A 315-nucleotide genomic window follows, 5' to 3' on the forward strand; every position below is an offset into this window, starting at 1 on the left:
CCGCCAGCCCCCATTATAACCGACCCCATGGTTTTTGGGGCCGGAAATGCAAGGCGCTCAGGAACGCCTGTTCAACAGCGCCAGCAGTGCTTGCGCCCCCGGCTCCGACGACGCCGGATTCTGCCCCGTGACCAGCAGGCCATCGGTGACGACATACGGCGCCCAGTCCTCGGCCTTGCTGTACTGGCCGCCGTTCTTGACCAGCATGTCCTCGACCAGGAAAGGCACGACATCGGTGAGGCCCACGGCCGCCTCCTCGGTATTGGTGAAACCCGTCACGCGCTTGCCCTGGTCCAGGGGCGCGCCGCCCTCGCC

The 315-nt window shown here is 66.7% G+C and carries 1 pseudogene; it reads right to left on the reverse strand.

The features are described 5' to 3' along the window. Positions 1-57: 57 nt before the first annotated feature. Positions 58-315 (reverse strand): annotated as a pseudogene (locus KVT32_RS29445) (type 1 glutamine amidotransferase domain-containing protein); the annotation flags it as partial.

The sequence above is a fragment of the Achromobacter sp. GbtcB20 genome (assembly GCF_019091095.1).
GTDB lineage: Bacteria > Pseudomonadota > Gammaproteobacteria > Burkholderiales > Burkholderiaceae_B > Achromobacter > Achromobacter mucicolens.